The 25,374-nt window shown below is 73.0% G+C and carries 32 protein-coding genes; 21 read left to right on the forward strand and 11 right to left on the reverse strand.

Translation table 11 applies throughout. The annotated features are described in order from the left end of the window. Nucleotides 1–128: 128 nt before the first annotated feature. A complete protein-coding gene (locus KIS93_RS61745) occupies nt 129–905 on the forward strand; it encodes a class I SAM-dependent methyltransferase (protein ID WP_080038092.1) in 777 nt (258 codons plus the stop codon). Between the two features lie 207 nt (nt 906–1,112). On the opposite strand, the gene KIS93_RS61750 is transcribed toward KIS93_RS61745, so the two are convergent. Together KIS93_RS61750 and KIS93_RS61755 are read right to left on the reverse strand one after the other, a co-directional pair. Further along, nucleotides 1,113–1,877 carry an SDR family oxidoreductase gene (locus KIS93_RS61750; RefSeq protein WP_080038091.1) on the reverse strand — a complete coding sequence of 255 codons (765 nt, stop codon included), beginning with the start codon at nt 1,875–1,877 and terminating at the stop codon, nt 1,113–1,115. A gap of 16 nt (nt 1,878–1,893) precedes the next feature. Continuing rightward, nucleotides 1,894–2,400, reverse strand: coding sequence for a carboxymuconolactone decarboxylase family protein (locus KIS93_RS61755; RefSeq protein ID WP_080038090.1), 507 nt, complete (start codon nt 2,398–2,400; stop codon nt 1,894–1,896). A 203-nt stretch (nt 2,401–2,603) separates the two neighbouring features. On the opposite strand from KIS93_RS61755, the gene KIS93_RS61760 reads away from it, so the two are divergent. Further along, nucleotides 2,604–3,530 carry an RNA polymerase sigma-70 factor gene (locus tag KIS93_RS61760; RefSeq protein ID WP_080038089.1) on the forward strand — a complete coding sequence of 309 codons (927 nt, stop codon included), beginning with the start codon at nt 2,604–2,606 and terminating at the stop codon, nt 3,528–3,530. A 44-nt stretch (nt 3,531–3,574) separates the two neighbouring features. Here KIS93_RS61760 and KIS93_RS61765 read toward each other — a convergent pair whose 3' ends face one another. The 4 genes from KIS93_RS61765 to KIS93_RS61780 form a co-directional block, all read right to left on the reverse strand. Next, nucleotides 3,575–4,180: a hypothetical protein gene (locus tag KIS93_RS61765; protein ID WP_080038088.1), complete on the reverse strand. Its 606-nt coding sequence runs from the start codon at nt 4,178–4,180 to the stop codon at nt 3,575–3,577. After that, nucleotides 4,177–5,070 carry a hypothetical protein gene (locus KIS93_RS61770; protein WP_155126873.1) on the reverse strand — a complete coding sequence of 298 codons (894 nt, stop codon included), beginning with the start codon at nt 5,068–5,070 and terminating at the stop codon, nt 4,177–4,179. The genes KIS93_RS61765 and KIS93_RS61770 overlap by 4 nt, the downstream gene beginning before the upstream one ends. A gap of 68 nt (nt 5,071–5,138) precedes the next feature. Continuing rightward, nucleotides 5,139–5,387, reverse strand: coding sequence for a hypothetical protein (locus KIS93_RS61775; protein ID WP_080038086.1), 249 nt, complete (start codon nt 5,385–5,387; stop codon nt 5,139–5,141). Between the two features lie 172 nt (nt 5,388–5,559). Further along, nucleotides 5,560–6,150 carry a TIGR03086 family metal-binding protein gene (locus KIS93_RS61780; RefSeq protein WP_155126870.1) on the reverse strand — a complete coding sequence of 197 codons (591 nt, stop codon included), beginning with the start codon at nt 6,148–6,150 and terminating at the stop codon, nt 5,560–5,562. A 53-nt stretch (nt 6,151–6,203) separates the two neighbouring features. Between KIS93_RS61780 and KIS93_RS61785 the strand changes: the two genes are divergently transcribed. After that, nucleotides 6,204–6,638: a MarR family winged helix-turn-helix transcriptional regulator gene (locus KIS93_RS61785; RefSeq protein WP_080038084.1), complete on the forward strand. Its 435-nt coding sequence runs from the start codon at nt 6,204–6,206 to the stop codon at nt 6,636–6,638. A gap of 27 nt (nt 6,639–6,665) precedes the next feature. Here the strand turns inward: KIS93_RS61785 and KIS93_RS61790 are convergent, their stop codons facing one another. Then, nucleotides 6,666–7,118 carry an ATP-binding protein gene (locus tag KIS93_RS61790; RefSeq protein ID WP_186405172.1) on the reverse strand — a complete coding sequence of 151 codons (453 nt, stop codon included), beginning with the start codon at nt 7,116–7,118 and terminating at the stop codon, nt 6,666–6,668. Between the two features lie 517 nt (nt 7,119–7,635). Here KIS93_RS61790 and KIS93_RS61795 point away from each other — a divergent pair. From KIS93_RS61795 to KIS93_RS61805, 3 genes are all read left to right on the forward strand, one after another. Next, nucleotides 7,636–8,040, forward strand: coding sequence for an STAS domain-containing protein (locus KIS93_RS61795; RefSeq protein WP_080038083.1), 405 nt, complete (start codon nt 7,636–7,638; stop codon nt 8,038–8,040). 79 nt (nt 8,041–8,119) lie between these two features. Continuing rightward, nucleotides 8,120–8,650, forward strand: a complete 531-nt coding sequence (locus KIS93_RS61800; protein WP_080038082.1) for a TlpA family protein disulfide reductase — start codon at nt 8,120–8,122, stop codon at nt 8,648–8,650. A gap of 71 nt (nt 8,651–8,721) precedes the next feature. Next, entirely contained in the window at nt 8,722–9,576 is an 855-nt protein-coding gene (locus KIS93_RS61805; protein ID WP_230466102.1) for a cytochrome c biogenesis CcdA family protein, read from the forward strand. Between the two features lie 30 nt (nt 9,577–9,606). Here KIS93_RS61805 and KIS93_RS61810 read toward each other — a convergent pair whose 3' ends face one another. Beyond that, nucleotides 9,607–9,981 (reverse strand): DUF3040 domain-containing protein, encoded by a 375-nt coding sequence (locus KIS93_RS61810; protein ID WP_080038081.1) that lies wholly within the window; start codon nt 9,979–9,981, stop codon nt 9,607–9,609. Nucleotides 9,982–10,228: 247 nt separating this feature from the next. Here KIS93_RS61810 and KIS93_RS61815 point away from each other — a divergent pair, with 247 nt between their 5' ends. The 6 genes from KIS93_RS61815 to KIS93_RS61840 all read left to right on the forward strand — a co-directional run bounded on the left by KIS93_RS61815 (nt 10,229) and on the right by KIS93_RS61840 (nt 14,688). Further along, nucleotides 10,229–10,729, forward strand: coding sequence for a MarR family winged helix-turn-helix transcriptional regulator (locus tag KIS93_RS61815; protein ID WP_080038080.1), 501 nt, complete (start codon nt 10,229–10,231; stop codon nt 10,727–10,729). Between the two features lie 232 nt (nt 10,730–10,961). Next, nucleotides 10,962–11,468 carry a toxin-antitoxin system HicB family antitoxin gene (locus KIS93_RS61820; RefSeq protein WP_080038079.1) on the forward strand — a complete coding sequence of 169 codons (507 nt, stop codon included), beginning with the start codon at nt 10,962–10,964 and terminating at the stop codon, nt 11,466–11,468. Continuing rightward, complete coding sequence (locus tag KIS93_RS61825) at nt 11,468–12,406, forward strand: DUF4097 family beta strand repeat-containing protein (protein WP_080038078.1); 939 nt, start codon at nt 11,468–11,470, stop codon at nt 12,404–12,406. Before KIS93_RS61820 ends, KIS93_RS61825 begins: the two co-directional genes overlap by 1 nt. 19 nt (nt 12,407–12,425) lie before the next feature. Next, on the forward strand, nt 12,426–13,382 hold the full coding sequence (locus KIS93_RS61830; protein ID WP_222108193.1) for an ATP-binding cassette domain-containing protein: 957 nt from the start codon (nt 12,426–12,428) through the stop codon (nt 13,380–13,382). Then, nucleotides 13,382–14,185, forward strand: coding sequence for an ABC transporter permease (locus tag KIS93_RS61835; protein ID WP_080038076.1), 804 nt, complete (start codon nt 13,382–13,384; stop codon nt 14,183–14,185). The genes KIS93_RS61830 and KIS93_RS61835 overlap by 1 nt, the downstream gene beginning before the upstream one ends. Further along, a complete protein-coding gene (locus tag KIS93_RS61840) occupies nt 14,182–14,688 on the forward strand; it encodes a DUF1707 SHOCT-like domain-containing protein (RefSeq protein ID WP_080038075.1) in 507 nt (168 codons plus the stop codon). Before KIS93_RS61835 ends, KIS93_RS61840 begins: the two co-directional genes overlap by 4 nt. A gap of 27 nt (nt 14,689–14,715) precedes the next feature. On the opposite strand, the gene KIS93_RS61845 is transcribed toward KIS93_RS61840, so the two are convergent. Further along, nucleotides 14,716–15,528, reverse strand: coding sequence for a class I SAM-dependent methyltransferase (locus tag KIS93_RS61845; protein WP_080038074.1), 813 nt, complete (start codon nt 15,526–15,528; stop codon nt 14,716–14,718). 90 nt (nt 15,529–15,618) lie between these two features. On the opposite strand from KIS93_RS61845, the gene KIS93_RS61850 reads away from it, so the two are divergent. Continuing rightward, nucleotides 15,619–16,101, forward strand: coding sequence for a GbsR/MarR family transcriptional regulator (locus tag KIS93_RS61850; RefSeq protein WP_080038073.1), 483 nt, complete (start codon nt 15,619–15,621; stop codon nt 16,099–16,101). Between the two features lie 18 nt (nt 16,102–16,119). On the opposite strand, the gene KIS93_RS61855 is transcribed toward KIS93_RS61850, so the two are convergent. Further along, complete coding sequence (locus tag KIS93_RS61855; RefSeq protein WP_080038072.1) at nt 16,120–16,920, reverse strand: alpha/beta fold hydrolase; 801 nt, start codon at nt 16,918–16,920, stop codon at nt 16,120–16,122. 101 nt (nt 16,921–17,021) lie between these two features. On the opposite strand from KIS93_RS61855, the gene KIS93_RS61860 reads away from it, so the two are divergent. The 8 genes from KIS93_RS61860 to KIS93_RS61895 all read left to right on the forward strand — a co-directional run bounded on the left by KIS93_RS61860 (nt 17,022) and on the right by KIS93_RS61895 (nt 24,398). Then, the gene (locus KIS93_RS61860; protein WP_080038071.1) at nt 17,022–18,293 is read left to right on the forward strand and encodes a TetR/AcrR family transcriptional regulator; all 1,272 of its coding nucleotides are present in this window, start codon (nt 17,022–17,024) and stop codon (nt 18,291–18,293) included. A gap of 167 nt (nt 18,294–18,460) precedes the next feature. Next, nucleotides 18,461–20,284: a flavin-containing monooxygenase gene (locus tag KIS93_RS61865; RefSeq protein ID WP_080038070.1), complete on the forward strand. Its 1,824-nt coding sequence runs from the start codon at nt 18,461–18,463 to the stop codon at nt 20,282–20,284. Continuing rightward, nucleotides 20,281–20,949 (forward strand): SMP-30/gluconolactonase/LRE family protein, encoded by a 669-nt coding sequence (locus KIS93_RS61870; protein ID WP_186405173.1) that lies wholly within the window; start codon nt 20,281–20,283, stop codon nt 20,947–20,949. The genes KIS93_RS61865 and KIS93_RS61870 overlap by 4 nt, the downstream gene beginning before the upstream one ends. Continuing rightward, the gene (locus tag KIS93_RS61875; RefSeq protein WP_186405174.1) at nt 20,946–22,037 is read left to right on the forward strand and encodes an NHL repeat-containing protein; all 1,092 of its coding nucleotides are present in this window, start codon (nt 20,946–20,948) and stop codon (nt 22,035–22,037) included. The genes KIS93_RS61870 and KIS93_RS61875 overlap by 4 nt, the downstream gene beginning before the upstream one ends. After that, nucleotides 22,034–22,495, forward strand: coding sequence for a hypothetical protein (locus KIS93_RS61880; protein WP_080038069.1), 462 nt, complete (start codon nt 22,034–22,036; stop codon nt 22,493–22,495). Before KIS93_RS61875 ends, KIS93_RS61880 begins: the two co-directional genes overlap by 4 nt. 61 nt (nt 22,496–22,556) lie before the next feature. After that, complete coding sequence (locus KIS93_RS61885) at nt 22,557–22,790, forward strand: DUF6289 family protein (RefSeq protein WP_080038068.1); 234 nt, start codon at nt 22,557–22,559, stop codon at nt 22,788–22,790. Nucleotides 22,791–22,992: 202 nt separating this feature from the next. Further along, a complete protein-coding gene (locus tag KIS93_RS61890) occupies nt 22,993–23,553 on the forward strand; it encodes a discoidin domain-containing protein (RefSeq protein WP_246005569.1) in 561 nt (186 codons plus the stop codon). After that, a complete protein-coding gene (locus KIS93_RS61895; protein WP_186405179.1) occupies nt 23,472–24,398 on the forward strand; it encodes a glycoside hydrolase family 5 protein in 927 nt (308 codons plus the stop codon). Before KIS93_RS61890 ends, KIS93_RS61895 begins: the two co-directional genes overlap by 82 nt. A gap of 6 nt (nt 24,399–24,404) precedes the next feature. Here KIS93_RS61895 and KIS93_RS61900 read toward each other — a convergent pair whose 3' ends face one another. Then, a complete protein-coding gene (locus tag KIS93_RS61900; RefSeq protein WP_080038066.1) occupies nt 24,405–25,298 on the reverse strand; it encodes a LysR family transcriptional regulator in 894 nt (297 codons plus the stop codon). Nucleotides 25,299–25,374 lie beyond the last annotated feature (76 nt).

Below are 25,374 nucleotides of genomic sequence, written 5' to 3' on the forward strand. Positions count from 1 at the left end.
TTTTCGATCTCTCCAGTACTCGGTAGCACCAAGTACCACTACACAGTATCACAGAGTAGCGCGCTCGTTCCGGCGCAGAAGGCACGAAACTTCCGCGAATCGCGACCGGTGATCGCTAGGCTGCGGCAATGGAACCCGGAACCGGTGTGCCCGAGCGCCCCGTCAACGTACAGCGCCCTGACTGGATCACGCCCGTCACCGAGCCTCTCGACCCGGCGGTCGCGGTGAACGACTACGACAGCTTCGCCGAGGAGTACGCGGCGGAGAACGAGAACAGCCTTCTCAACGCCTACATCGAGCGGCCGGCGATGCTGGACCTCGCCGGAGACGTGTCCGGCCGCCGGATCCTCGACGCCGGCTGCGGCTCGGGCGCCCTCACGGCGCGGCTGCGCGAGCGCGGCGCCATCGTCACCGGCATCGACGCCAGCGCCGGGATGCTGGCGGTGGCCCGGCGGCGGCTCGGTGACGACGCGGACCTGCGGGTGGCCGACCTGCGCGAGCCGCTGCCGTTCGGCGACGACGAGTTCGACGACGTCATAGCCTCCCTCGTGCTGCACTACCTGGAGGACTGGGGGCCTACGCTGGCCGAGCTGCGGCGCTTGATCAAGCCCGGCGGGCGGCTGATCGCGTCGGTGAACCACCCGTTCGTGGAGTGGCTGTCGGAGGACCCCCGGCCCGTCTATCGCGACACCACCAGCTACACCGATCTGTGGACGTTCGGCGGGAAGCAGTACCCGCTGACCTTCTGGCGGCGGCCGCTGCACGCGATGACCGGCGCCTTCACCGACGCGGGCTTCCGCCTCTCCGTCATCAGCGAGCCGAAGACCGCCCCGGATGCCCCCGAACCGTTCAACGGCATCAGCTTCATGTGCTTCGTCGTCGAGGTGCCCCGGTCGGCCGCCTGACCGGCGGGCGGCTTTCACCGCAGCAGGAGATCGACGGCCACCTTCAGCATCGTCGCCGACGCGGTGACCCCCGGAGTTCGCGCACTCCGGGGGTCACCGCCGGCCTCGCGCGGCACCCGCACGGCGTCAAGGCGTGGGCGCTCGATCCGGCCACCGCCCGGCGCCTCAGGGCGGTCTCTGGTCCGGAGCTGACCGCCGGGGCGCGGGTCAGGGCTGGGCGTCGAGCCAGTCCTGGAAGGTGGGCCCGGCCAGCTTGGCGTGCGGGCCGGGCAGGAAGGCGCCGGCGGCGGCGAGCTCGGCGTCCGGCATGCCGGAGCCGTCGACGCCGACCACCTTGACGCCGCGCCGGGCGCCGAGCAGCCTGGCCGCCTCGGCCATGATCTCCTGGCGGGGCCCGGCGATCTCGGGGATCGGCGTGCCGGGAGCGGGCTCCTCAGGGGCCAGGGCCAGGGCGACGAGCTCCTCGGCGACGGCGCGGCAGGCCACGAGCTGGGTGGGCAGGGCCGGGACGTAGGCGACGTCCCCCTGCTGCCAGTCGAGGAGCTGGCCGACGAACTCGTGGAACTGCGCCGCCCGCAGGACGCGGACCGGGAGCGGGCCGGGCAGCAGGACCTCCTCGTGCACCTTCTTGGCGGCGAGGAAGCCGGCGGTGGCCTTGTCGGCGCCGATGATGGACGCCATCGCGATCCGGGCGACGTGGGCTTGCTGCCCGTATTCGTGCAGGTTGCGGGCGGAGGTGCGGAAGAACTCGGTGGCCGCGTCCTGGTCGGAGTCGTGCCAGGAGGCGACGTCGATGATGACGTCGGCGCCGGCGAGCGCTTCGGCCAGGCCCTCGCCGGTGATGACGTCCACGCCGGTGGCGCGCGACATCGGCACGGCGCGGTGCCCCTGCTCGGTCAGGACGTCGACGACGTGGCGGCCCAGCCGCCCGGTCGCGCCCGCGACCGCGACCGTGTACGTGGTGGTGCTCATGGTGGTGGTTCCTTTCTCAGTCGGTGTAGTTCTGGCCGGGCGGCATGCCGGGGATGGGCTTGGCGATGAGCGCGGCGGGGGTGAAGAAGCCGATGTGGGCGATCGCCATGATGAGCGACCACATGGCCTGGTGGTCGTAGTGCGCCGACGCTCTGGCGTACATCTCGTCGGGCACGCGCTCCCCGGAGGGGTTCGGGGTGAGGACCGCCTCCACCAGTTCCAGCGCGGCGCGCTCGGCGGGGGTGAAGCAGGTGGCGTCGCGCCAGGTGGCCACGGCGGTGATGCGCTCCTCGGACTCCTCGATCCGGCGCAGGTTGCCGGTCTCGCGGACGGTGAAGTACGTGCTGCCGAGGAGCTGGCCGGCGCGCAGTTGCAGCAGGTGGATGGTGGCCTGCGGGATCGCGCTGTTGCGCAGGGCCCGGTGCAGCCCTTCGCCGACCTGCGCCATCTCGGGCAGGAAGGGAAGCGGGTTGGGCATCCGCGACCGCCGGCTCTGCGTCCCGGTCGTGGTGGGTGTGGACATGGTGCTGCCTCACTGTCTCGTGGTGGTGGCGCCGCGGCGGCTCGTTCGCGCGGCGTTCTGACGACCACGAGACGTCGGCGCCCGCGGCGGCGTAACAGCGGGCCGCATGTGACATAAGCCACCGGCCGCGCGTGTTACGCGGCGGCGCGGGCCGGCGTCTTGTGCGTGTGGTAAAGCTGAGGACGAACAGGCAGGAGCCGGGCATGAACCAGGACAGCGGACGACGTGCGGAGCGCGCCGGTCACCCCGACTCCGCCACCGAGGCGTTCGTCGCCCACCGCAACCTGCTGTTCACCGTCGCCTACGAGATGCTCGGTTCGGCCGCCGACGCCGAGGACATCCTCCAGGAGACGTGGCTGCGCTGGGTGGGCGTCGATCCGGGCACGGTGCGGGAGGAGCGCGCCTACCTGGTGCGGATCGTCACCCGGCAGGCGCTCGACCGGCTGCGCGCGCTCGGCCGGCGCAAGGAGTCCTACGTGGGCCCCTGGTTGCCGGAGCCGCTGCTGACCGCGCCCGACGTGGCCGAGGACGTCGAGCTGGCCGAGAGCGTGTCGATGGCGATGCTGCTGGTGCTGGAGACGTTGCAGCCGACCGAGCGGGCGGTGTTCGTGCTGCGCGAGGTGTTCGACCTCGACTACGACGAGATCGCCGAAGCCGTCGGCAAGAGCCCGGGCGCCGTCCGGCAGCTCGCCTACCGGGCGCGGGCGCACGTGGCGGCGCGCCGGCCGCGCGGCACCGCCTCCCCCGCCGAGACCCGGGCCGCGCTGGAGGCGTTCCAGCGGGCGGTCGAGACGGGCGAGTTGCAGAGCCTGCTCGACGTCCTCGCGCCGGACGTCGTCGCCCTGAGCGACGGCGGCGGCGTCCGGCACGCCCTGCTGCGGCCCGTCGTGGGCATCGAGAACGTGGCGCGCCTGCTGGCCGTCGGCTGGTGGAAGCGCGACGCGGACAGGTCGGTCGAGCTGGTGCAGATCAACGGCGGCCCGGGCCTGCTCGTGCGCGTCGACGGCGAGATCGACGGCGTGGTGGCGGTACGCGTGGAGAACGGCTACGTCACCGGCGCCTACCACGTGCGCAACCCCGAGAAGCTGTCGCGGGTGGAGCGGGAGATCGCGGTGACGCGCCGCGCGTGACGAGCCGCGAGATGACCCAGGTCAGGCTCGTCCCCCTGCGAGGGTCAGCCGCCGGGGCCGGTTCGCTGGATGGGGGCGCCGTCGCCGTTCTGGGGCAGGTCGCCGCGCCGCACGGGGCTCGGCGGGGGCGCCGGAGTGGTGCCGTCGCCGACCACCGGACGGGCGGCTTCCGCCGCCCGCTTCAGCACCGCCCGGTCCACCTGGCCGACGGGGCAGACGAGCTTGACGTAGTGGTCCTTACGGACGGCGACGTACGCCTGCCGGCCCTCGTGCACGGTGTACCAGCCTCCGCCGTCGTCCCGCTCGCAGGTGCCCACGCACTCGTACGGCGTGCGGTCCACCCGCAGCTCCACCTGCTCGCCTCCGGGCCCGGTGTAGACGGCGCCGAAGCCGTCCTCGCCGACCCCGCCCACGGACTGCTCGGCCAGCTCGAAGCCGGGCAGGTCGACGACGTACATCAGCTCGGGCGCCACCCCCTGCGTCCGCGCCCGGTCGATGGCCTCCTGGCTGAGCGCCGCGCCGCTGCCGCAACCGGCCACGACCAGGGCCGCGGCGGCGAGCGTGGCACGGGACCGCGACGCCAGGCCCGCCGACTTGGGATCCCGGTATCCGGCCGGCGGCTTGACGCCGCCGTGCTCCTTGCCGGTCATGAGATCGCCGCCAGGTCCCGGGCCGTAACGGGGCGGAAGGTGGGCAGCGCCGCCACCAGGTCGGCCTGGGTGACGCCGGAGCCGTTGAGCATGACCAGCGCGCCGCCCGTCCGGGCGAACAGGGTGACCCAGCCGGAGCCGGCGCCGGTGCGAACCCAGCGGTCCCCCGGGAGAGGGGTGCAGTGCAGGGTCGCGCCCAGGTTCTCGGTGACGGCCAGGCAGGAGTCGCGCGGGCTGCTGGCCGTGGCGGGCCAGACCGTGACCTGGATCTCGGAGAATCCCCGGTCCGGCGTGGCGTCCCGCCAGTACTCCAGCCACGTGGACGGCCGCGGGCCGGCGGCGTTGAGATCCACGTGGACCAGCCGGTAGCCCTCGATGCGGGGAGCGATCAGCGGCACCCCGGACGTCTCGAAGCCGTGGACTTCGAGCCAGGCCCGGATCTGCGGCTCGCGCTGCGCCGCGCCCCAGGACACGAGGGGCACGACGGTGACCAGGGCGACCGCCCACCAGCGTACGGGCGAGGTGAGCGACCACACCGCCAGCGCGAAGCCGGCCACGCCCCCGGCCACGTAGACGGGGACGACCAGGACCGGCAGGCGGCCGATCAGCTCCGACTCCGGCACCGGCGCCAGCACCGCGAGGGCGCCGATGAGCAGCCAGGCCACCGCGCCGCCGACGAGACCGGTCACGCCCCAGCGGGGCAGCCGGGCCAGCCGCGCACCCAACGCGCCCAGGCTCATCGCCGCGAGGAGCGTGACCGCCGGCAGAGCGGGCCCGCCGCGCTCTTCCCCCTGGAGGTCCGCGCTGATGACGGCCGCGGGAAAGGCCGTGATCAGCCCGATGAGGGCGGCGCGCCACATCGGGATGACCTTCGTCGATAAATCGCGCATGTCCCTACATTGTCGTGGCCGACCATGCCGGGACGAGCGCGAAACGACTCAATCCGGCAGTGAGTAGCTCAGCCGCAGTGGACGTTGTTGAGCTTGACGCTCGTCCACGACGGCGAGATGCCCTCGACGTCGATGCACTGGCCGGGCGCCGAGACGTAGACGGGGCCGGCGTAGTACTTGTAGTTGCCGGCGTCGCTGTCCTCGCCGCTGCCGTCGCCGCGCGAGATCACCACGCCCTTCCAGCTCGTGGTGTTGGCGTAGGGGCCGTCGCCGTAGGTGATGGCGCAGTTCTTGCCGGTGCTGGAGCTGTAGTACACCTCCAGGATGCCCGTGCGGTAGCCGTACTTCTCGACGCCGATGCTGTAGACGCCGACCCGGCTGTAGCTGCTGCCGCAGGGCCCGGCCGCGCTGGCCGGGGTGGCGGCGGCCGCCAGCGTGGTGGTGGTGACCAGGGCGGCGCCGGCCAGGAAGGCCGCCGGCTTAAAGCGGTCATACCGCCCAATCGGGCGAGCGGCCGAGGAGGGTGAGGACGTCCTCGAAAGGCGAGCCGCCCGTGCTGGGCAGCGCGGGCTTGAACGCCGCGCCCGGCCGCAGCCGCGCCTCCCCGTCCGGTACGGCCCGCGCCACCTCCAGAGCGGCCTCCTGCACCTCGGGCGAGAAGCGCACCTCGATGCCCAGGGGCTTGGCCAGGTCCCAGGAATGCACCACGTAGTCGACGAGGTGGAAGCCGATCGCCCGCGCGGCCGGGAACGACCCGCCGAGCTCGGGCAGCGGGACCAGCCGGTCGAGCGCTCCGCCGGCGGCGAAGGCCGACAGGACCCGCTCGGCCGCGGCCCGGTAGGCGGCGGCCGGGTCGTCGCCGAGCGGCCGCACCTCCCAGTGGGCGAGGTCGCCGTCGCCCTCGAAGGCCGCGGCGAAGCCGTGATGCTGGGCCGTCATGTGCGCCAGTAGGTCGCGCACGGTCCATCCCGCGCAGGGCGTCGGCAGGGACAGGTCGGCCGGCTTGAGCGTGGCGGCCACGTCGAGGCTGGTACGGACGGCCTCGGCGTCCAGCGCGACCAGGTTCGAGTTAATAAGCATCTGCACATAATCTACACACGCTTATCATTTGGCAAGCGGGTATTTTGGGGCGGGTGACCGAGCGCCCCGACCTCGCCGAGATGCTGCGTCCCGTCGTGCAGTCCCTGATCGCCGCCGAGCTGCCCGTGCTGGCCGCGCACGACGTCTCGATGTGGGGATATGTCGTGCTCGGCGCGCTCGACAACGGCACCGTACGCACGCAGGCGTCCCTCGCCGAGGCCGTCGGCGCCGACAAGACCCGCATCATCGACACACTCGACAAGCTGCAGGCGGCCGGGCTGATCACCCGCGAGCCGGACCCGCGGGACCGCCGCGCGCGGATCCTCGCGATCACCGGCAAGGGCCGCACGGTGCGCAGGGCCATCAGAGACCGGATCCAGGCCAACGAGAACCGGCTGCTCGAACGCCTGCCGCCGGCCGACCGCGAAGGTTTCCTCAACGCGGCGCGGGCCCTTCACCGGCTGCCGCGCGAGGAGTTCATGGGATGACGTCACCGGCCTCGACGGCGGCGGCGGTCAGGGCGTGGCGTGCCGCGACTCCGGTTCGCGGGCGGCGCGGCGGCGCTGCCGGTCGGTCGGGGCGGGGGTGCTGTGGAAGTGCAGGCCCAGCACCGATCCCAGGTCGGTCTGCTCCAGGGTGACCTGGTCGCACAGGTGCTGGATGATCCACAGCCCGAACCCGCGGCTGCCGGTCGGATCGACGTGCGCCGCCTTCAGGTGCTCGGGCGTCAGCCGGCCGCCGACGTCGGAGATCTCCACCGTGATGCCGTGCTCGTGGACGCGGGCGGTGACCACGCCCGCGCGTCCGCCGTGGTCGAGTACGTTGGTGACCGCTTCGTTGACCGCCACGACCAGGTCCTCGAGCCGCTCGCCCGACAGCCCGTGATGGCGGCCGTGCAGCTCTACCAGGTCGCGGATGTAGCCCAGATCGGGGCTGATGGGGCAGCGCAGCTCGAACTCCGCACTCATGATGACCGGGCCCGCGCGGGTCGGGGACAGAAGGTTGCGGGCGCGGGCTTCCTCCGACCGGCTATCCGGCTGGGCGATCGTTAAACGGGGCCCCGTTCGACGGCCGGGGTCCGGGGCGGCTCCGCCTCCGAGAAACCGCAGGCGGGCAGGCATCGGCCGCGCGCGGAAGCGGGACGGCGGCATAAATCCCGCCGCAGCGGGCAGCAAGAGTGGCTGACCCTCGTCAGCGAGTTGCGCCGGGCGCATCGGACCGACCTGGGATGGGTGGGTCGTCGGCGCCGGGCAGGAAGGCGGAAGCGGCGGCCATACTGTTCGTCGGCTCTGTGCCTCGACCTCCATCGAGGCACATCGACATACCTCGGCGCACATCGACGCCGTCTCACCGACCCGGGCGTCCCCCGCCCCGGCGCGTCCCCGCACCGCAGTGCCGTGCGGCGCCGCACCGACCTCTCGCGGCCCGCGCCCGGCACGGGTCGTGCGCGCTGACCGATTGTTTCCCGAGCACGTGGGAGGACCGATGACGGCCGAGACCGGCGCCAGCCATGCCTCCATCCGCCCCGTCGCGGACCCGCACGGCCTGAGCATCAGCGGTGAGCTGGACCGCGAGGTCGCACCCATGCTCGCCGGCGCGCTGGCGTGGGCGGTGCGGAGCGGCAGCGGGGACATCCATCTCGACCTCGGCGGGGTGACCTTCATCGACGTCGCCGCGGTGCGGCTGATCGCCCGTACCGCCACCGAGCTGCCCACGCCGCGCAGGCTGATCGCCGACCCGCTCACGCCGCTGGCGAGCAGGCTGCTGCACCTGATGGGCTGGCGGCTCGGCCCGGACAGGAACCTGTACGTCCCCCTCAACGGCCACGACCCGCCCTGCTCCGACCTGTACGGCGGCCGGCCGATCGCCCCGCACGACCCGGCCCGGTGAGTGCGGGGCGCCCGCAGCGCGGCGAAGCCGTCATCATCGCGTAAGAATTGTCCCCGCCTCCGATCTTTAGGCTCACTCCATGCTTCTCACAGCCCGAGTGACAGCCGCCATCGCCGCTTCGGCCGTGCTCCTGACCGCCTGCGGCACCGCGCCGGCGCAACCGTCCGCCACCACGGCGGGCGGCCAAGCGCCGGCGTCGGCCGTTCCGTCGGCGTCGCGGTTCACCGCCAAGACCCTGGACGGCCAGGAGTTCACCAGCGACACCCTGAAGGGCAAGCCGGTGGTGTTGTGGTTCTGGGCGCCGTGGTGCCCCAAGTGCCGGTCCGAGGCCCCGCACGTCAAGGCGGCCGCCGCGGCCTACCGCGACGTGACCTTCGTCGGGGTGGCGAGCCTGGACGACGAGGCGGCGATGAAGGAGTTCGTCCAGCAGACCGGCACCGGGGGCATCACCCACCTGTCCGACGAGAAGGGCGCGGTGTGGGCCGCGTTCGGTGTCGCCTCGCAGTCCACGTTCCTGTTCATGAGACCGGACGGCAGCACCACCAAGGCCACCGGCCCCCTGGGCGGCGAGGAACTGACCGCACAAGTCGAGAAGCTGCGCACGGGATGACCGGCCTGGCGATGAACGCCCTGCCAGTAAGCGCCCTGCCAGTAAGTGCTCTGCCGGTGCACGCCCTGCTCGTGAATGCCCTCCCGCTGGACGACCTGCCGCTCGCGCTGGCCGTGACGGCGGGGAGCGTGGCCGCGTTCAACCCGTGCGGGTTCGCCCTGCTGCCCGCCTACCTGAGCATGCTCCTGGCCGGCGACCGCGGCGGCGTGCCGCGCTCGCTGGCCTTCTCGGCCGCGATGACCGCGGGCTTCGTCACCGTCTTCGGCCTGTTCGGCCTGGTCGTCACGCCGCTGGCGCTGTCCCTGGGGCGTTACCTGCCGTGGGTGACGATCGTCATCGGCGGGGCGTTGCTGGTGCTGGGCGGCCGGCTGCTGGCCGGCCGCGAGGTGCTGCTGCGCGTGCCCGCCCTGCGCACGGGCACCCTGTCCGGGTACGGGTACGGCCTGTCGTACGCGATCGCGTCGCTGTCGTGCACCGTCGGCCCGTTCCTCGCCATCACCTCCGCCTCCCTGACCAGCGGCGGCCTCCTGGGCGGCCTGGCGGTCTTCGTCGCGTACGCGCTGGGCATGGGCATGGTGATCACCCTGCTCTCCCTGGCGGTCGCGCTCGCGCGGGGCGCCGCCGTGCTGCGGATGCGCCGCGTCCTGCCGTACGTGCCGCGCGTCAGCGGCGTGCTGCTCGTCCTCGCCGGCCTCTACGTCGCCTATTACGGCTGGTACGAGCTGCGCGTCTTCGCCGGCGCCGCCGCCGACGACCCGGTCATCGGCGCGGTGACCAGGATGCAGGGCGCCCTCACCGGCTGGCTGGAGCTGCTCGGCCCGGCCGGGATCGCCGTCGCGCTCGCCGCGATCCTGCTCCTGGCGGCCGGTACGCGCCGCGCGTTCCGCCGCCACCGCGAGCCGCGCACGCCCACCGGCGAATCCTGACGCGGCCCTCGTGGGTCATCGGCCCGGAGTTCACCCCGCCTGCGTGCCGGCGGGGCTCTGGCAGGAAGTGGACCGCAGACCTGTGCAGCTCCGCTCCCCCGCGATCAGCAGCACGATGCCGATCATGAGCACGGCGCAGGTCAGCATCACGAGCATGCACCAGACGTGCAGCAGCGACCGGCCCCCGGCCGTGACGGGAAGCGGCTCCGTCTCGCCGGACGGCACGAAGTCCTCATCGTGCGGCGGGCCGGAGAGCATGGTGTCCTCGTCGTACGGCGGGCCGGAGAGCATGGCGTCCTCATCGTGCGGCGAGCCGGAGAGCATGGCGTCGAGCTCGGGCTCCTCCTGGATCAGGCGGCGTTCCAGCTCCGCCAGCGCCCGGCGTTCCGCCCGCGAAAGCCCCATGTCCCAGCCCCCTTTCCGCCCGCTGCTCACCCACCCCGGCGCGGCCACCCGCTGCGGCCCCCGGCTCGCCCGTCCCCACGGTCGTCGCAGCTCGGCAGGCGTCCATTCCACCCAGATCGGACCGACGAGCCAAGAAACGCATGCACACTGCAATGAAGCTGTGATGCGGATCGCCGGCCCTTCCGCCCGCACCACCACGCACACTGCAAACCTTTGCCCGACACCCGAACCGTGTAGAACTGGTCGAATGAAAGACCGTTCCCCCGGCCGGATGGACACCGAGGATCTCCAAGCGGTCATCTCGGCTGTCCTCACGGGGTCGCGGCTGCTGGTCTCCATCGCCGCCCGCTCCCTGGCCGCCGTCCAGGACCGGGTGACGCTCCCCCAGTTCCGCATGCTGGTCGTGCTGTCCGTGCAGGGTGAGACGAACCTGGTCACGATGGCCGACGCGCTGGCCGTCAACAGCTCCACGGCGTCGCGGATGGCCGACCGGCTGGCGACGGCCGGGCTGATCGTGCGCGAGACCAACCCGCACAACCGCCGCGAGACGCTCATGCGCCTCACCCTGGAGGGCCGGCGCCTGGTGGACGACGTCATGACGCGCCGCAGCGAGGAGATCGCCGCCATCGTCTCCCGGATGACGCCCCTGGAGTCGCAGGCGCTGATCGCGGCGATGACCGCGTTCAACAAGGCGGGCGGCGAGCCGCCGGCGAACCTGCGCTATCCCCTCGGCTGGCCGGACCGCTGAGCCAGACCCCTGAGCCAGACCCCTGAGCCGGACCCCTGAGCCGGTCACGGCACCACAGGTCAGCCGTCGGGAGTGCCACTGCTCAGGCGCCACCTTTCCGGCGCGCTGTTCCGGGGTTTTGTCGGCGAGCAACCATCCGGGTGGCCGGAGGTGAGGGGCTGAAACAGTCCCACGCCACCGCTTGACGCCACGACGGCTTGCGGTGGCGTCACTATGGCGTCATGATGGCGTCATGGACCTTGCGCCGTATGTAAATCGTCTCCGTCGCGAGCTGGCGATCGCGGCCGGAGCCGGCGGTGAGGAAGCCCGGGCCCTGGCCGAGCGGCTGGCCGCGACGCTCGATTCGGCCACCAGGCTCGCGCTGCTCGAAGCCCTGTCCGCCGCCGCCGACGAGATCACGCACGACCTGACGCCCGGCTCGGTCGAGGTGCGCCTGCGGGGCCGCGATCCCGATTTCGTGGTGACGCCACCGCCGGCCGCTCCGCCGCCTCCGCACGAGGAGAGGCCGGCGCCGCCGCCTCCGGAGGTGGAGGAGGGGGGCACGGCCCGGATCTCGCTGCGCGTTCCGGAGCAGCTCAAGCCGCGCATCGAGGAGGCGGCGGCACGCGACGGGCTGTCGGTCAACGCCTGGCTGGTACGGGCCATCGCCGCCGCGCTCGACCCCGGCGCCGCGAACGAGCGTCCCGGGCGGCGGCCCGCGCGGCAGTCGGGCAACCGCTACAGCGGCTGGGTGCGCTGATGACCACGACAACCCACGACGGGGGGATCGGTATGCCGACCTTCGACACCTCTGAGCCCATCACCGCCGTGCTCGACACGGCGACCGCCACCATCCGGATCGACGCGAGCGACCGCACCGACACGGTCGTCGAGGTGCGGCCGAGTGACCGCCACAACGACGCCGACGTGGAGGCGGCCCGGCACACCCGGGTCGAGTTCCACGACGGCAGGCTGGTGGTGCGCACCGAGAGGGAGTACTCCGGGCCGGGCGCCGACTGGGGGCTGTCGCTGGGCAAGCTCGTCGAGTCGCCGGCGGACTGGGCGCGCTCGCTGCTGCTCGGGCCGGGCTCGATCGAGGTGACGGTCGAGTTGCCGGCCGGCTCCCGGCTCGACGTGAAGACGGCGGGCAGCGTCGTGTGCCGGGGGCCGCTCGGCGAGGTGTCGATGTCCACCTCCTACGGCGACCTCCAGGTCGAGCAGGCCGGGCGGCTGCGGCTGAAGAGCACCTACGGCGAGGTCAGCGTGACCCGCGCCCATGGGCCGGCCGACATCACGGCGACGCACGGCGGCATCGACGTCGGGCTGATCGAGGGCGCCGCCGCGGTCAGCAGCGCGCACGGCCACGTGCACGTGCGGGAGGTGACCGGGGAGCTGCGGCTCAACAGCGCCCACGGCGACATCACCATCGACCGGGCGCTGGCCGGCGTCACCGCCAAGACCGCGTACGCCGACGTGCGCATCGGCGAGGCGGCCGGCGGCGCGATCGTCATGGAGACCACCGGCGGCGGCCTCGACCTGGGCATCCGGCGGGGCACCGCCGCCTGGCTGGACGTCAGCTCCAAGTACGGCACCGTCGACGTCTCCCTCGACCCGAGCGACGCCCCCGGCGAGGCGGACCCGGTCGTCGAGGTGCGCGCCCACACCCACTACGGCGACATCGCCGTGCACCGCTCCTGAGGAGGAGACCGTGACCGACATGATCGTGGCCGAGGGCCTGGCGAAGAGGTACGGCGACGTCGCCGCCCTCGACGGGATGGACCTGGCCGTGCCCGAGGGCACCGTGTTCGGGCTGCTCGGCCCCAACGGCGCCGGCAAGACCACCACTGTGCGGATCCTGACGACGTTACTGAAGCCGGACGCCGGGCGCGCCGAGGTGGCCGGGCTGGACGTCGTCCGCGACGCCGCCCGGCTGCGGGCCCGCATCGGCGCGTCCGGCCAGTACGCCGCCGTCGACGACCACCTGACCGGCGCCGAGAACCTGGAGATGGTCGGCCGCCTCTACCACCTGGGCGCCAGGCGGGCCCGGCAGCGCGCCCGCGAGCTGCTGGAGCGCTTCGACCTCACCGACGCCGCCGACCGGCCGGTGCAGGGCTGGTCGGGCGGCATGCGGCGGCGGCTCGACCTGGCGGGCGCGCTGGTCGCCGACCCGCCAGTGTTGTTCCTCGACGAGCCGACGACGGGCCTGGACCCGCGGGCCCGGGCGAGCCTGTGGGAGGTCATCGGCGAGCTGGTCCGCGGCGGCACCACGGTCCTGCTCACCACCCAGTACATGGAGGAGGCCGACCGGCTCGCCCACCGCATCGCCGTGGTGGACCACGGCCGGGTGATCGCGCTCGGCACCGCCGACCAGCTCAAGGACCAGGTCGGCGGCGACCGCGTCGAGCTGTCGGTGACGAGCGAGGCGGACCTGCGCGCCGCCGCGCGCACGCTGGCGCCGCTGGCGGTCGGCGACCCGCACGTGGACGCCGCCGCGCTGCGGCTGACGATCCCGGTCGCCGGCGGCGCGGGCGCGCTGACCAGCGCGCTCGGGCACCTGGCCGCCGAGCGGATCACGGTACGCGACGCCGGCCTGCGCCGGCCGACCCTAGACGACGTCTTCCTGACCCTCACGGGGCACGAGGCGGCCGGCGAGAAGGTGAAGGAGAGCGCCTGATGAACGCCCTGCGGATCGCCGTCGCCGACGGCATGACGATCACCAAGCGCAACGCGTTGAAGATCCGGCGCGCCCCCGACCTGCTGGGCGGCGTGGTCATGCTGCCGGTCGTGTTCGTGCTGCTGTTCACGTACGTCTTCGGCAGCATGATCGAGCTGCCCGGCCTGTCGTACGGCGAGTACCTGCTGCCCGGGATCTTCGTCATGGCGATCGTCACCAGCGCGCAGATCACCGGCTACACCCTGACGCTGGACCTGCGGAAGGGCATCTTCGACCGCTTCCGCACGCTGCCGATGTCCCCGTCGGCCGTGCTGACCGGCCAGACCGCCGCCGACCTGATCATGAACGTGACCAGCATCGCCACCATGGCGGTCGTCGGGCTGCTGGTGGGCTGGCGGGTGCACAGCTCGCCGGCGGAGGCCGCGCTCGGGTTCCTGATGCTGCTGCTGTTCGCCTACGCCTTCTCGTGGGTGACGGCGACGGTCGCGCTGGCCCTGCGCACGCCGGAGGTGTTCAACAACGTGGCGACGCTCCTGTCGTTCCCGGTGATCTTCCTGTCGAACGCGTTCGTGGACAGCGCGCGCCTGCCCGGCCCGCTGCGGGTGATCGCGGAGTGGAACCCGGTCTCCACGCTCGTGCAGGCGGCCCGCGAGCTGTTCGGCAACACGAGCGCGGCCATGCCGGCGCCGGACGCCTGGCCGCTGCGGCACGCGGTGCCGGTGTCGCTGCTGTGGCCGGTCGTGCTCCTGGCCGTGTTCGCGCCGCTGGCCACGCGGCTCTACAAGAGAGCGGTCAGCCGATGAGCCGGGTCTCCGACCTCGACCGCGACCGGGCGGTGACGCTGGTCCAGCAGGCGTACGCGGTGGGCCGGCTCGACCAGGCGGAGCTGGAGGCGCGGCTCGAACGGGCGCTCACCGCCGTTTCTCCCGGCGACCTGGCGCCGGTCGTCGCCGACCTGCCCGGCGACGAGCCGGTCCGGCTGGAGACGGTCGGCGGGCGGGTGACGCGAACGGGCGACTGGCAGGTGCCGCAGCGGCTGCGCGTCGAGTCCGAGTACGGCAGCGTGCGGCTCGACCTGTCCCGGGCGCATGTCCCGTACGGGCAGGTCGACATCGAGCTGCGGCTGGCGTACGGCCGGGCCCTGATCATCCTCCCTGCGGGGGCGACCGCGAACGCCGACGGGGTGCGCAGCGAGTGGGGGCGCGTGATCTGCAGGGCGGCGGGCAGCCCCCGGCACGGCGGGCCGCACGTGCGGGTCACCGGCGAGCTGCCCTACGGCCGGCTGGTCATCCGCACCAGACGATGATCAGGACACTCAGAACTCCCAGAACGCTCAGAACCGGAAGCGGACGATGCGGGACGAGCGTTTCATGCCCGGCAGCAGGTTCATGATCCGGTACATGCGGCGGGTGCCCGCCGGCGCCTTGGCTATGAGGAGCGGCGAGTCGAACATGGGGGCCTCGCCGACGTACCGCAGCCGCGGGTGCCACGCGGCCAGCGCGGCCGGGTCGTCGAAGCCGCAGTGGAAGCGGGTGCCGTACCTGCGCAGGGTGGGGTCCCACTTCGAGACGCGCCACGCCCAGACCGGCACCGTGTCGAGCTGGATCTGGCCGCTGGGGAAGGCGTCGGCGACGCTGGTCAGCAGGCGCCGCACGTCCGGCTCGGTCAGGTACGGCACCAGCCCTTCGGCGATCATCAGCGCCGGCCGGTCGCGGGGGACGCGCTCCAGCCAGGCCGGGTCGGTGACGCTGGAGCCGATCATGGTGTAGTGGTCGCGCGCCGGCAGGAAGCGCCGCCGCAGCTCGATGACGGCGGGGTAGTCGAGGTCGTACCAGTCGACGGTGGCGGGCGGGTCGAGCCGGTGCACGCGGGCGTCGAGGCCGCAGCCCAGGTGCAGCACCACCGCGTCGGGGTGCTCGGCCAGGAACTCGCGGGCCCAGTCGTCGTGGGCCTTGCTGCGGACCACGGCGGCCAGGCCGAGCTGGCTGGTGCCGAATCTGCGCGTGTCGTATCCGTGGTCGAGGCGGCGCATCACCTGCTCGGCGTAGGTGTCGCCGAGGATGGGGTCCGGCAGCCGATTGTCCAGGGCCTTGGCCCTGAGGACGGGGCTGAGCGTCTTCTGCGCTCCGACGAGTTCGGTGTCCACCCCTCCGACGTTACTCTCATTTCACGAAATTCGTGAAGTTCTTGAATGAGATAAACTGCAGGCTCCACGACGACGAGGAGGGAGTCCGCGGTGACGCGAGCGGACGAGGGCGCCATCGCGGGATACCGGGAGCGGTTCGCGCAGATCATGGTGGAGGCCGGGATGCCCCGGATGGCCGCGCGCGTGTACGCCGCGCTGCTGGTCACCGACTCCGGCCGGCTGTCGGCCGCCGAGCTGGCCGAGCAGCTCGAAGTGGGCGCGTCGGCGATCTCGGGGGCGGTCAAGTACCTCGTGCAGGTCCGGCTGGTCGAGCGCGGCCGCGAGCCCGGCACCCGGCACGACTACTGCCGCATCCACGAGCACACCTGGAGCCACTTCATCAGCCAGTCCGACCCGATGCTGGTCCGGGTGCAGGACGGCGCCGGCGAGGGCACCGCGATCCTGGGCCCCGACACCCCGGCCGGGCGGCGGCTGGAGGAGACCCGCCGGTTCTTCGCGTTCATGCGCGAGGAGATCAGGCAGTCGATGGCGAAGTGGTCACGGCTCCAGGCGGCCGGCCGCGAAGCGCGCTGAAGCGGGCGGCAGCCCGGGTCAGGGCAGGTGGGCGAGCAGCAGCTTCGTCAGGTGCGCGGGGGTGCGCAGCGGCAGGTAGTGGTCGGCGCCGGGGACGACGTGGCCGCGGGCGCCGGGCAGGCCGGCGACGAGGGTTTCGGCGATCACCCCGATCTCCGGATGGTCGCGGTCGCCGTGGACGACCAGGGTGGGCGCGGCGATACGGCCGAGCCGGGCCTCGGCCGCGCGGTCGGGGAAGGAGGCGACGTGGCTCTCGCTGACGATGCGCCGGGCCGCGTTGTCCCGCACCATCGTCTCGATCAGCTCTCCTCCCGGGGCCGAGCGGCCCATGGAGGCCCAGATGGACAGCTCCAGATCGGCCAGCGTCGCGGCGTCCCCCTGCCGGCGGGCGGCGGCGTAGGCCGTGCTGTCGGCGTCGGCCGGCCAGGCGTGGCCGCTGACGGAGGCGCCGACCAGGGCCAGTGCGGTGACGCGGCCGGGGTGGGCGAGGGCGAAGTCGAGTGCGGTCTCGCCGCCCATGCTCAGGCCCACCAGCGCGGCACGGGGCAGGCCGAAGTGGTCGAGGACGGCACGCAGGTCCTCCACGTCGTCGTACGGCCGCTCCGGCGGGGTGGAGCGGCCGAGGCCGCGGGCGTCGTAGCGGATGACGTCGTGGTGGCGGCTCAGCTCGGGGACGACGGCGTCCCACAGGCGGGAGTCCATGCCGGCGCCGTGCAGCAGCACGACCGGGCTGCCGGCGCCGCCGCGCTCCGCCCACAGCAGGCCGCCGCCGGGAGCGGGGACCTGGACCTCGCGGGGGCCGCCGGTGTCCGTCTTCATACGGCGATCCTTCCAGAGCCGGGGAAGGCGACCGAAACCGGGGAAAGGTACTTGCACTTAGTGCAGATGCAGCCCCTGGACGGAGGCCCTACTGTCTAGGGGTGACCTCCACGTCCCCGGGCACCCGCACCACGAGCACCACGGACAAGACCGAGCGCTGGCACCGCCTGCGCCAGGCCGCGCTGACCCTGTTCGAGCGGCACGGGTTCGCCGCCGTGTCGATCGACGACATCGCGGCGGCGGCGGGCGTGTCCCGGCGTACGTTCTTCAACCACTTCGACACCAAGGCCGCCGCCCTGTTCGACCCGGCTCCCGGTGAGGCGGCGCAGGTGGCGGAGCTGCTCGCGCGGGAGGCGGGGGCCGATCCGTGGGCGGCGCTGACCAGGGCGCTCAAGGCGTACCTGACGGCGGAGTTCCGTACGGTGTCGGCGCGGCGGCGCATCCTGGCCGGCCAGCCCGAGCTGCACCGTTTCCTCCTGGTGGCCAACGTGCGCTTCGAGGAGTCCATCCTCGGCTGGCTGCACGAGCGCGGCGTCACGGGGCTGCGGGCCAGGGCGTTGAGCAGCATGGCGCTGGTCTGCGTCAGGGAGAGCTTCATGGCGTGGGACGCCGAGGACGGCCAGGCGCGGCTGTTCGAGCTCCTTGACGGGATGTTCGCGCTGGCGGCGGCGGGTGCGGCGGCCATCCGCCCGGACCCGGCGGCCGAAGGGCGGCCCGGCGGCACGGGCAGGGCCGTGCCGAAGGCGGAGCAGACCCGCGGCCGGATCCTGCTGACCGCCGAGCGCCTGTTCGCCGAGCACGGCGTGTTCGGGGTCTCCAACCGGCAGATCAGCGAAGCCGCGGGTCAGGGCAACAACGCGGCGGTCGGCTACCACTTCGGCACCAAGGCCGACCTGCTGCACGCGATCGTCGAGCACCACACGGCGCAGATGGAGCGGATCAGGGAGCGGCTGCTGCGGGCCCGGGCCGACAGCACTGACCTGCGCGACTGGGTCGGCTGCGTCGTGCTGCCGTTCACCGAGCACCTGAGCGGCCTCGGGACGCCGAGCTGGTACGCCCGGCTCGCCGCGCAGATCATCACCGAGCCGCAGCTGCGCGAACTGGCGGGCGCGGGGCTGCACGACGCGCCGCACTTCTACGCGGTCATCGGCGGCCTGCACCGCTGCCTGCCCACGCTGCCGCCGGAGCTGCGGCGCCGGCGCGACGACATGGCGCGCACGCTGCTGGTGCACACCTGCGCCCGCCGCGAGCACACGCTGCCCGCCGACCCCGACGCGGCCAGGGCGGCGTGGTCGGAGACGGCCGCCGAGCTAATCGACGCCATCGAGGGGTTGTACCTGGCTCCCGTGACCGGCATTAAGCCAATCATTTGACTTAATTTTCCGACTCCGGTTAGCTTCTGGCAGACGGGGCGATCATCGTCGTCCGCCGCTGCAGCACGTGTCCGCCGCCCCGTCCGGTCGGCCCCGCGCCGATGACCCGCCGCGCCGCTCCCCGGGCGCGGCCATGACTCAGCGGCTCCCGAACCGGAAGGGCATCCATGGGGCACTCCTCGACGCCGCCCGCGCGTCTCACGGCCGCGGAGCTGGGCTTCGACCCGGACGAGCTGCGCGCCAAGTACCGCCGCGAACGCGACCGCCGCCTGCGGCCCGACGGCAACGCCCAGTACCGGGGCGCCCGCGGCGAGTTCGGCTACTACGCCGCCGACCCGTACACCGAGCGCGTCGAGCGGGAGCCGGTGCGCGACCGGGTGGAGGCGCTGGTGGTGGGCGGCGGGTTCGGCGGGCTGCTCACCGGCGCCAGGCTGCGCGAGGCCGGCGTCGAGGGCATCCGGATGCTGGACGAGGCCGGCGACTTCGGCGGCACCTGGTACTGGAACCGCTACCCCGGCATCCACTGCGACATCGAGGCGTCGATCTACCTGCCGCTGCTCGAAGAGGTCGGCTACGTGCCCACGATGCGGTACGCGCCCGGCGACGAGATCCGCCGCCACGCCGTCGCGATCGCGAAGCTGTACGACCTGTACCGCGACACGATGTTCCACACCCGGGTCACGGAGCTGCGCTGGGACGACGACGCCGACGAGTGGCAGGTGCGCACCGACCGCGGCGACGACTTCCGCGCCCGCTACGTGGTGATGTCCGCCGGCACCCTGGCGCAGCCGAAGCTGCCCGGCATCCCGGGCATCGAGACGTTCAAGGGGCACACGTTCCACACCAGCCGCTGGGACTACGGCTACACCGGCGGCTCGGCCGACGGCGGCCTGCACAAGCTCGCCGACAAGCGCGTCGGGATCGTCGGCACCGGCGCCACCGGCATCCAGGTCATCCCGCACCTGGGCCGCGATGCCCGGCACCTGTACGTCTTCCAGCGCACCCCCTCCACGGTCGACGTCCGCGACAACCGCCCCACCGACCCGGACTGGGCCGCCTCGCTGAAGCCGGGCTGGCAGCGGGAGCGGATGGACAACTTCCTCACCGTCGTCACCGGCGGCCACGCCGAGCAGGACCTCATCGACGACGGCTGGACCAGCACCGCCCGCCTCCAGCGCAACCTGATGACCGGCGCCGTCGACACCTCCCTGTCGCCCGAGGAACGCGCCTACCTCGACGAGATCGCCGACTTCCAGAAGATGAACCAGATCCGCGCCCGCGTGGACGAGGTCGTCCGCGACCCGGCCGTCGCGGAGCTGCTCAAGCCCTGGTACCGGTACATGTGCAAGCGGCCCACGTTCAGCGACCACTACCTGCAGACGTTCAACCGGCCCAACGTCACCCTGGTCGACACCGCCGACCACGGCGGCATCACGGGCATGACGGAGAACGCCGTCCTGGTCGGCGAGCAGGAGTACGAGGTCGACTGCGTGATCTTCGCCACCGGCTTCGAGGTCGGCGTGTCCGGGATCGTCTCCGGCGCCCTTCCGGTGTACGGGCGCGGCGGCGTCCCGCTGCTCGACACGTGGCGGCAGGCCGGTCCGCGCACGCTGCACGGCTTCTACAGCAACGGCTATCCGAACCTGTTCCACCTGGGCCCGCTGCAGAACGCCTCCGCGGTCAACTTCGTGCACATCCTGCTGGAGCAGGCCACCCACATCGGCGCCGTCGTCGCCGAGGCCCGCCGGCGCGGCGTCGCCGTGATCGAGCCCACCAAGGACGCCGAGGAGGCGTGGGTCGCCACGATCCGGGGCGTGGCGCCGGACAACAGCCGCTTCCAGGCCGAGTGCACGCCCGGCTACTACAACAACGAGGGCAAGCCCCGCCCGGTCAGCCTGACGTACGGGCCGGGCCCGGTCGCCTTCCACGACCTGCTGCGCCGCTGGCGCGCGGAGGGCGGCATGGACGAGGTGCTGGCGGGCGGCCGATGAGCGACCGATCGGCGAGCGGGCGGCCGGTGAGCAGGCAGCCGGTCAGCGGGCTGCCGGTGCGGCGGCGCGAGGTCGAGCGGCTGGTCCGGGCGCGCCCGCTGTGGGGCTCGAACGGCATCGCCTTCGGTCCGGACGGGCGCCTGTACGTGGCGCAGTTCCTGGCCGGGCAGATCAGCGCCGTCGACGTGGCCACCGGCGACGTCGAGGTGGTCGTGCCGCCGGACGGCCCGCTGCACTCCCCCGACGACCTCGCCTTCGACACCGACGGCGCGATGTACGTCACCGACCTGATCTCCGGCCGGGTGTGGCGGCGCGCGCCGGACGGGACGTTCACGCTGGTCACCGACCAGGTCACCGCCCCGAACGGCATCGCGTGCGTCGGCACGCGGGTGTTCGTCAACGAGATGATCCCGGGCGGCCGCGTGCTGGAGGTCGGCGACGGCTCCAGGGTGCTCGCGGAGGGCCTGGCCATGGGCAACGCCATGCAGCTCGGCCCGGACGGGCGGCTCTACTACCCGCACATGCTGACCGGCGAGGTGTTCCGCGTCCCGCTCGACGGCGGCGCGCCGGAGCTGGTGGCGGCGGACGTCCCGGACCCGGTCGCCGTGCGCTTCGACCGCGCCGGCGCCCTGCTGGTCCTGTCCCGGGCGGGTCCGGGATCGTGACGCGCCTCGACCCGGCCGGCGGGGGCGGCCGGTCGCAGGTCGTCAGCGAGGTGAACGCCCTGGACAACGCCGCCTTCGACGCCGAGAACCGGATGTACGTCTCCAGCTACGCCCACGGCGGCGTCGCCGAGCTGGCGCCCGACGGCCGGACCCGGGCGATCGTGCCCCGCGGCCTCGCGGGCCCGTTCGGCGTGACCATCGACCTCGGCGGCGGCATCCACCTGGCCGACCACTACCAGCTCGCGCGCCCCGCCGACCGACCCGCCGACCGACCCGCCGACCGGGCGACCGACCAGCCCACCGACCGACCCGCCGACCGGGCGACCGACCAGCCCGCCCACCAGTCCACCGACCGGCCCGCTGACTGGGCCGCCGGGCCGCCGTCCGGCGAGCCCACCGCGCGACCGGGCGATGACGTCGTCACCACCGAGCTGGTGACGTTCGCGCACGGCGTCGCCGCCGACGGCGACCTGCTGCACACCACCTCCCAGTACGGCCAGGTCCGCACGTACGACCGGCGCTCCGGCACGCTGCGCACCCGCGCCGACGGCCTGGACCGCCCGCTGGGCATCGCCGTGCGCACCGACGGCACCCTGCTGGTCGCCGAGTCCGGCGCCGGCCGCGTCCTCGCGATCGGCCACGACGACCGGGTCAGCGTCCTGGCCGACGGCTTCGGCCGCCCGGTCGACGTGGCCGTGGACACCGGCGGGCGCTGCCACGTCACCGACGAGGAGCACGGCGCGGTGTACCGGATCGAGGACGGCATGCCCGTGCCGCTCGCCGACGGGCTGGGCGCACCGCAGGGCATCACCATTCACGACGGCGTCGCGTACGTCGTCGAGACCGCCCACCGCCGCCTGCTCGCCCTCGACCTCGCCACCGGAGAGGTCACGATCGAGGCCGGCCCGCTGCCGGTCGCGCCCGCGGGCGGCCGGGACCGCGGCCTGTTCATCCCGGGGATGCCGCGGCTGCCGGGGATGCCGCGCCCGTTCGCCGGGATCGCGGCCGCGCCGGACGGCTCCCTGATCGTCGCCGCGAACGGCGACGGCGGCGTCCTGCGCCTGCATCCCGAAGAGACCGCCCGATGAGCGAGGCCACCCACCGGCAGGTGCTCAAGGCGCGCAGCGGCCTGCTCCTGGCCCTGTTCGTCCCGACGCCGGCCGGCACCGTGGTCTCCACGGCGCTGCCGCGCATGCCCGGCGACCCGCGCGGCTCCCCCACCCAGGACACCTGGGTCGTCACCGCCACGCTGGGGGCCAGCGTGCTGCTGATCCGGGTGTCGTTCGTGGACGGCGCCTTCGCCTGGGCGTCCTGGCAGCGCGCCGCCATGGTGGGCGGGTCTGCGCTGCTGCTCGGCGCCGCGCCGTGGGCGGAGTCGCGGGTCGCCGAGCCGATCGTGCCGCTGCGCGTCATCCGGCAGCGCGCCACCGCCCCGGCCGCGATGGTGCTCGCCGGGATCGTCGCCGCGTTGATGCTCAGGCCGATCACGTTGCGGACGCGGGCGGAGGTAGGCGAGCCGGCCGGGCGGAGCGGCGTCGCCTCTTGATCGATCGGCGACGGCGGCCGACCATCGAGGCAGAGCTCCCGACCCCCCGGAGGAACCCCTGATGATCCGCCGCCTCCTGTTCGCCACCGTCCTCGCCCTGGCCGCCGTCACCACCGTCGCCACGGGTCCCGCGCAGGCGCGGGCCTGCAAGTACAACTACACGTGCGTCACCGTCTTCTACAGCGACTCCACCCACACGACCGTCGTCGGCGAGAAGTACGAGGACTGCGTCGGCGAGGTGGACATGTGGGGCGTCCGCAGCGGCTACATCGAGTTCTACGAGAGCCCCTGCTGACGCTCGGGGCGCCGGCCGGGGGCGACGAGGATCGACCCCGCCGCCGGTCGGCGCCCGTGAGTCCCCCGGGCGGACGGATTCTTTCTCCCACTTTGGGCCTTGTGTAACGCGCGCTGTCAACTTATGCTGCGCCGCAAGTTAAGAAAGTTTCCTAACGGTCCATCCCCCGGGAGAATCGGAGTCGTTCGTGAGGCGAAGTTCTTTGGCGAGCATCCTGACGATCGTGGCCGCGCTGGCGCTGCCGCCGGCCGGCGCGGCCGCCGCCGCGGACCCCTTGGTGTCGCAGGGCAAGGCCGTGACCGCCTCCTCCGTCGAGGCCGCCGGCCTGGAGCCGGGCAAGGCGGTGGACGGCAGCACGGCCACGCGGTGGGCCAGCGCGGAAGGCGTGGACCCGCAGTGGATCCGGGTGGACCTCGGTTCCGCGCACACCCTGTCGCGGGTGCGGCTGACCTGGGAGGCCGCGTACGCGACCGCGTACCGGGTGCAGACCTCCCCCGACGGCTCCGCCTGGACCGACGTCTACTCCACCACCACGGGGGACGGCGGCGTCGACGACCTGACGATCAGCGGCAGCGGCCGGTACGTGCGCGTCCACGGCACGCAGCGCGGCACCCCTACGGCTACTCGCTGTGGGAGCTGGAGGTCTACGGCGCCCCCACGGGCAGCGGCGGCGGCACGCCGGTGCAGGCCAACGGGCAGCTGCGCGTCTGCGGTCTCAAGCTGTGCAACGAGAACGGCAAGCAGATCCAGCTGCGCGGCATGAGCAGCCACGGCATCCAGTGGTACTACCAGTGCCTCAACACGGCCTCGCTCGACGCGCTGGCGAACGACTGGAAGGCCGACGTCCTGCGCATCTCGATGTACATCCAGGAGGACGGCTACGAGACGAACCCGCGGCTGTTCACCGACCGGGTGCACACGCTGATCGAGATGGCCACCGCCCGCGGCATGTACGCGATCGTGGACTGGCACATGCTCACCCCGGGCGACCCGATGTACAACCTCGACCGCGCCAAGACGTTCTTCACCGAGATCGCCCAGCGGCACAACGGCAAGAAGAACGTCCTGTACGAGATCGCGAACGAGCCGAACGGCGACGCCGTCACCTGGTCCCGCATCCGCGACTACGCCCACCAGCTCATCCCGGTGATCCGGCAGTACGACCCCGACGCGCCCGTCCTGGTCGGCACCCGCGCCTGGTCGTCGCTCGGCGTGTCGGGCGGCGGCGACGAGAGCGAGATCGTGAACAACCCGGTCAACGCCGCCAACATCATGTACACGTTCCACTTCTACGCGGGCTCGCACGGCACCGAGTACCTGAACACGCTGTCCAGGGCCGCCGACCGGCTGCCGATTTTCGTGACCGAGTTCGGCACGCAGAGCGCGTCCGGCGACGGGGCCAACAACTTCACGCGGTCGCAGCAGTACCTCGACCTGATGGCGCAGAAGAAGATCAGCTGGGTGAACTGGAACTTCTCCGACGACTTCCGCACCGGCGCCGTCTTCAAGACCGGGACCTGCCCGAACGGCTCGTTCGCCGGGACGGCCAACCTCAAGGAGGCCGGCGTGTGGGTCCGCGACCGGATCCGCACCGCCGACGACTTCTAGGAGCGGTCAGGGCACCGGGGAGAGGGCGGCGGCGTGCCAGGTCTCCTGGCGCAGCAGGTCGAGCAGGGCCGTCTCCGCCGGGCCCGCCCCGGCCCTGACCACCGCGATCACGGGCTGGGACACAGCGGGGGACACCGGCCGGACCAGGTGCTCGTAACCGTGCGGCACCGCCGAGGCCGGGACGAGCGTGACCCCCAGCCCGTGGGCGGCCCACCGCACCGCCGTCGCCGTCTGCGACACGCGGGCGGCGGTGGCCGGGGTCAGCTCGTTGTCCCGCAGGACGGCCAGCAGCACGCCGTCGAGCGCGCTGTCGCGGTCGAACCTGATCCACGGCTCGCCCTCCAGCTCGCCCAGCTCGACCCGGTCCGCCGCGAGCAGCCGGTGCCCGTCGCCCAGCACCACGACGAACTCCTCGCCGCCGAGCCGGTGGGCGTTGGCGGGCGCGCGCTCGCACGCCGCCATCAGCGCGAGGTCCAGGACGCCCTTGCGGCACAGCCGGTCGAGCTCGGCGGAGCTGGGCTCCTCGAAGACGGTGACCTCCAGCCGGGGGAAGCGGCGGCGCAACGCGCCCAGCGCGCCGGGCAGCTGCCGGGTGCCGAAACCCATCTGGGCGGCGACGACCAGCTCGCCCTCCAGCTCGCCGGCGCCGGCCCGCGCCGTCGCCCGCGCCCGCCTGGACGCGCGCACCGCGATCTCCGCCTCCCGCAGGAACGCGCGGCCGACGGCGGTGGGCACGAGGCCGGTCGGGGTGCGCTCGAACAGCTGGACGCCGAGGTCTCGCTCCAGGCCGCGGATCTGCTGGGACACCGACGGCTGGGCGACGTGCAGCAGCTCCGCCGCCGCCGTCACCGAGCCCTGCTCGGCCACGGCCAGGGCGTACTCGAACTGGCGAAGGCTCATCGGCTCCCGTTCCCTCCCCGCGGTGTAACGGCTGTCATAGTGTAAGCACCAATGTTCGGGCGCTGATCAGGGGTGC

The sequence above is a fragment of the [Actinomadura] parvosata subsp. kistnae genome, assembly GCF_900323885.1.
Lineage (GTDB): Bacteria > Actinomycetota > Actinomycetes > Streptosporangiales > Streptosporangiaceae > Nonomuraea > Nonomuraea composti.

Coding starts and splice junctions, on each gene's coding strand:
- KIS93_RS61880 (WP_080038069.1), top strand. CDS start 22,034: ATGAGCGAGGCCACCCACCGGCAGGTGCTCAAGGCGCGCAGCGGCCTG.
- KIS93_RS61745 (WP_080038092.1), top strand. CDS start 129: ATGGAACCCGGAACCGGTGTGCCCGAGCGCCCCGTCAACGTACAGCGC.
- KIS93_RS61820 (WP_080038079.1), top strand. CDS start 10,962: ATGGACCTTGCGCCGTATGTAAATCGTCTCCGTCGCGAGCTGGCGATC.
- KIS93_RS61825 (WP_080038078.1), top strand. CDS start 11,468: ATGACCACGACAACCCACGACGGGGGGATCGGTATGCCGACCTTCGAC.
- KIS93_RS61810 (WP_080038081.1), bottom strand. CDS start 9,981: ATGGGGCTTTCGCGGGCGGAACGCCGGGCGCTGGCGGAGCTGGAACGC.
- KIS93_RS61885 (WP_080038068.1), top strand. CDS start 22,557: ATGATCCGCCGCCTCCTGTTCGCCACCGTCCTCGCCCTGGCCGCCGTC.
- KIS93_RS61765 (WP_080038088.1), bottom strand. CDS start 4,180: ATGACCGGCAAGGAGCACGGCGGCGTCAAGCCGCCGGCCGGATACCGG.
- KIS93_RS61865 (WP_080038070.1), top strand. CDS start 18,461: ATGGGGCACTCCTCGACGCCGCCCGCGCGTCTCACGGCCGCGGAGCTG.
- KIS93_RS61855 (WP_080038072.1), bottom strand. CDS start 16,920: ATGAAGACGGACACCGGCGGCCCCCGCGAGGTCCAGGTCCCCGCTCCC.
- KIS93_RS61835 (WP_080038076.1), top strand. CDS start 13,382: ATGAACGCCCTGCGGATCGCCGTCGCCGACGGCATGACGATCACCAAG.
- KIS93_RS61840 (WP_080038075.1), top strand. CDS start 14,182: ATGAGCCGGGTCTCCGACCTCGACCGCGACCGGGCGGTGACGCTGGTC.
- KIS93_RS61815 (WP_080038080.1), top strand. CDS start 10,229: ATGAAAGACCGTTCCCCCGGCCGGATGGACACCGAGGATCTCCAAGCG.
- KIS93_RS61795 (WP_080038083.1), top strand. CDS start 7,636: ATGACGGCCGAGACCGGCGCCAGCCATGCCTCCATCCGCCCCGTCGCG.
- KIS93_RS61830 (WP_222108193.1), top strand. CDS start 12,426: ATGATCGTGGCCGAGGGCCTGGCGAAGAGGTACGGCGACGTCGCCGCC.
- KIS93_RS61770 (WP_155126873.1), bottom strand. CDS start 5,070: ATGCGCGATTTATCGACGAAGGTCATCCCGATGTGGCGCGCCGCCCTC.
- KIS93_RS61760 (WP_080038089.1), top strand. CDS start 2,604: ATGAACCAGGACAGCGGACGACGTGCGGAGCGCGCCGGTCACCCCGAC.
- KIS93_RS61750 (WP_080038091.1), bottom strand. CDS start 1,877: ATGAGCACCACCACGTACACGGTCGCGGTCGCGGGCGCGACCGGGCGG.
- KIS93_RS61790 (WP_186405172.1), bottom strand. CDS start 7,118: ATGAGTGCGGAGTTCGAGCTGCGCTGCCCCATCAGCCCCGATCTGGGC.
- KIS93_RS61780 (WP_155126870.1), bottom strand. CDS start 6,150: ATGCTTATTAACTCGAACCTGGTCGCGCTGGACGCCGAGGCCGTCCGT.
- KIS93_RS61800 (WP_080038082.1), top strand. CDS start 8,120: ATGCTTCTCACAGCCCGAGTGACAGCCGCCATCGCCGCTTCGGCCGTG.
- KIS93_RS61870 (WP_186405173.1), top strand. CDS start 20,281: ATGAGCGACCGATCGGCGAGCGGGCGGCCGGTGAGCAGGCAGCCGGTC.
- KIS93_RS61900 (WP_080038066.1), bottom strand. CDS start 25,298: ATGAGCCTTCGCCAGTTCGAGTACGCCCTGGCCGTGGCCGAGCAGGGC.
- KIS93_RS61755 (WP_080038090.1), bottom strand. CDS start 2,400: ATGTCCACACCCACCACGACCGGGACGCAGAGCCGGCGGTCGCGGATG.